At 36.8% G+C, this 4,037-nt stretch carries 2 protein-coding genes; both read left to right on the top strand.

Going from position 1 to position 4,037, the window contains the following annotated elements; all coding sequences use genetic code 11:
- Positions 1–162 precede the first annotated feature (162 nt).
- Complete coding sequence (locus Q0370_RS07445; protein WP_299574089.1) at positions 163–1,578, top strand: replicative DNA helicase; 1,416 nt, start codon at positions 163–165, stop codon at positions 1,576–1,578.
- Positions 1,579–1,682: 104 nt separating this feature from the next.
- Positions 1,683–4,037 (top strand): type I DNA topoisomerase (topA, locus tag Q0370_RS07440; protein WP_299574085.1); only part of this gene is annotated, 2,355 nt, incomplete at its 3' end.

Raw genomic sequence — 4,037 nt, 5'->3', positions numbered from 1 at the left:
CGCAAATTAAACGGCTGATCTTTCTTTTCACCCGTTCATTTCAAACAAAAGTGCGGTGGATTTTCAGAGCGAATTTCCACCGCACTTTTTTCGACTTTTAAGTTAAACCGCCTCCGGATTTGGTATATCATATAGGGACTTATTTTATCAACTGAGGCAATAATGGCGTCTAAAAATTCTTCTCCTGCGAAAGACCAAAACACCACCAATTTGAACATTCCTCCTCATTCCATTGAAGCGGAACAAGCCGTGTTGGGCAGTATTTTGCTGAACAACATGTATTGGGATGATGTGGCAGAAAATGTGGTGAAAGAAGATTTTTACCGCTTTGAACATCGTCTAATTTTTGAGGAAATGGAAAAGCTGATTGCGCAGCAATCGCCGGTGGATTTAATTACCTTAGAACAGGCGCTGAAAAGTCGAGAAGTCATCGAACAGGTGGGGGGCTTTGCTTATTTGGCGGAGCTTTCCAATAACACGCCGAGTGCCGCCAACGTGGTCGCTTATGCCAATGTGGTGCGAGAAAAAGCAATCATGCGCGAGTTGATTTCCGTGGGGAACAAAATTGCGCAAAACAGCTATTCTCCCAAAGGGCAGGATGTGAAACATTTGCTGGATGAGGCGGAGCGGGAAGTCTTTGCCATTGCCGAGAAGCGAGCATCCGGCACCGAAGGTCCACAAAATATCATTTCCATTCTGGAAAACACCATCAATAAAATTGAACAACTCAGTCAAATTAAAGATCATTCAGGTGTTACCGGCGTTTCCACCGGTTTCAAAGATTTAGATAAGAAAACGGCAGGTTTGCAAAAATCCGACTTGATTATTGTGGCGGCACGTCCTTCCATGGGGAAAACCACCTTTGCCATGAACCTATGTGAAAATGCGGCGTTAGGCAGTGATAAACCCGTATTGGTGTTCAGTTTAGAGATGCCGGCGGAGCAAATTATGATGCGTAGCTTGGCATCACTTTCACGCGTCGATCAAACGAAAATTCGTACCGGTCAGGGCTTGGATGACAACGATTGGGCAAAGATTTCCAGCACCATGGGGATGCTTGCGAAAAAACCGAATTTATTTATTGACGATTCTTCCGGTTTAACGCCGACGGAGCTACGTTCCCGTGCCAGACGGGTTTATCGTGAAAATAACGGGTTAAGTTTAATCATGGTGGATTACCTTCAATTAATGCGTGCCCCGGCATTTTCTGAGAATCGTACGTTGGAAATTGCGGAAATTTCCCGTTCTTTGAAAGCGTTGGCAAAAGAATTAGAAGTACCGGTGATCGCCCTGTCACAATTAAACCGTACCTTGGAAAACCGTCAGGATAAACGCCCGGTTAACTCAGACCTGAGGGAATCAGGCTCTATTGAGCAAGATGCTGATATCGTTTCATTCTTATACCGTGGTGACTACTATAGAAGTGAAGATGCTGATGAAAATGAAGTTCAAGAGACAAACGATGTTTCTACTATTGAGGTAATTATTGCTAAAAATAGGCACGGACAAACAGGGACTGCAGAACTTGCATTTATGAAACGATATAACAAGTTCGTATCGAAAACTTATGCAGAATAGGAGAGGGAGTTATGAAAAATAGAAATAATAATCATTAATCAAAATAATTCAAAAATAAATAAATACAATATATAAATAGATAAAGAAATAAGGAGAAAATAAAGTTGGCTAGAAAGTTAGTTATTGTTGAGTCACCGTCGAAGGCAAAAACTATCGAAAAGATACTTGGTAGGAATTATGAAGTTGTTGCATCTTACGGACATGTGATTGATTTACCAAAAACGAAAATTGGAATAGATGTGGAAAATAATTTTGAGCCTCAATATAAGGTTATAAAAGGAAAAGGTGAGGTTTTAAAGAAATTAAAGGAAAAAGCGAAAAGTGCAAACGCTGTTTATCTGGCATCAGATCAGGATAGGGAAGGGGAAGCGATTGCTTGGCATATTTCTAATTATATTAAGCAGCCTGACAAGGTAAAAAGGATAGAATTTAACGAGATAACAAAGACGGCTGTAAATAATGCGATTAAAAATCCAAGAGATATTAATGATAACCTTGTGAATGCACAGCAGGCTAGAAGACTATTGGATAGAATTGTGGGATATAAGATAAGTCCGCTTTTATGGAAAATAATTAATCGTAACGCCAGTGCTGGTCGTGTACAGTCAGTTGCATTAAAGCTGATTTGTGACCTGGAAGATGAGATAAATGCGTTTGTACCTCAAAAATATTGGGAAGTAAGTGCATTAATTGAAAAAGATATTAATCTTAATTTAGTAAAAATTGCAGATGAAAAAGTGGATAAAATCTTTGATGAAAAAGTTATAAAAAAATTGAAAAAAGATTTGAAAAATGAATCATTGACGCTTGAAAAAATAGAAGTTAAGAAAAAATCGCAAAGACCGCCACTTGTATTTAAGACAAGTACACTGCAGCAACTTGCTTCGTCATATCTTGGTTACGGTGCAAGCAAAACGATGAGAATTGCACAGCAGCTTTATGAAGGACTTGCAATTAATGGCGAAAATAAAGGGCTAATAACATATATGAGAACAGATTCTACAAGAATTTCTGTTGATGCCCTAAATATGGCAAAAGATTATATTACAAAAAATTATGGTGAAAAATACGTTGGAAAATATATTGTAAAAAATTCAAAATCAAATGTTCAGGATGCCCACGAGGGAATCCGTCCATCTGATATTAACTTAGTCCCAGATAATATAAAAGCTTATTTGACTAATGATCAGTACAGATTGTATAAATTGATTTGGGATAGATTTCTAGTTTCACAGTTTGCAGCTATGCAGTATGAGCAGATGCAAATTAACGCTGTGAATGGAGATTACAATTTTCGTGGGACTATTAATAAAGTAACTTTTGATGGATATTACAAGATTTTTAAAGACGAGGATGAAATTAAGACTGGAGATTTTCCAGAATTAAAGGAAGGCAGTATTCATCCAATAGACAAATTAAATGTGGAAGAAGGAATAACAAAGCCTCCAACAAGATTTTCCGAAGCGACGCTTGTAAAAAAACTGGAATCAGAGGGAATTGGACGTCCATCAACTTATGCTTCAATTGTCGAAACGCTTAAATCAAGGGAATATGTTGAACTTATTGAAAAGCGTTTTCATCCAACATATTTGGGATACGAGGTAAAGGATGAACTTGTCAAGAACTTTAAGGATGTTATGAATGTGAAATTTACGGCGAATATGGAAAAGGAACTGGATAAGGTTGAAGAAGGGAGAGTTGAATGGATACAACTTTTGAGAACTTTTTATGATTCGCTTGAAAAGGATATTGACAAGTTTGAGAAAGAAATTGATAAAATAAAAAATCGTAGAATTGTATCGGATGTGCTGGATTCAGAGGGAAATCCAATGATTTTAAAAACGGGGCTTTATGGAAAATATTTGATTAGTGAAACAAATGAAAATGAAAAAATTTCGTTAAAAGGAATTGCAATATCGCCAGAAGCTCTTAAAAAAGGAGAAGTTTTTGTAAAAGAGGAAGTAGAGAAACTTCAAAACAATAAAAAAGGAATTTTGACTGATTATTTTGATGAAGATGGAAACAGATATGTGCTTAAAGTTGGACGTTTTGGAGAATATCTTGAAAGTGAAAATTATGAAAAAGATGAAAAAAGAATGTCGTTGCCAGCTGAATTGAAGCAAAAATATAAAAAAGGTGCTGTAATAGAGCTGGATGGAGTATTGCAAATAAACGATGAAATGAAACGGTTGCAGGAAATTGACAGAAAAATAATAGAAGAAGCAGGAACATGTGAATTTTGCGGAAAACCGTATGAAATAAAAACTGGAAGATTTGGAAAATTTTTGGCTTGCACAGGATACCCGGAATGTAAGACTATAAAAAATATAAAAACTGGGAAAGTTACAAGAGTGACTGAAAAAGCAGAAAAAGCCAAGAAAACTACAAAAAAGGCAACTAAAAAAACAACTAAAAAAACAACAGCTAAAGCAAAATCTACATCTACAAAGGCTAAAAAG

It is taken from the genome of uncultured Leptotrichia sp. (genome assembly GCF_938036635.1).
GTDB lineage: Bacteria > Fusobacteriota > Fusobacteriia > Fusobacteriales > Leptotrichiaceae > Leptotrichia > Leptotrichia hongkongensis.
Note: the sequence above shows the minus strand (reverse complement) of the source record. Positions and strands in the feature narration are given on the sequence as shown.

What these genes read in the sequence shown, in the direction of transcription:
- Q0370_RS07445 (WP_299574089.1), top strand. Translation starts at nt 163, where the DNA reads ATGGCGTCTAAAAATTCTTCTCCTGCGAAAGACCAAAACACCACCAAT.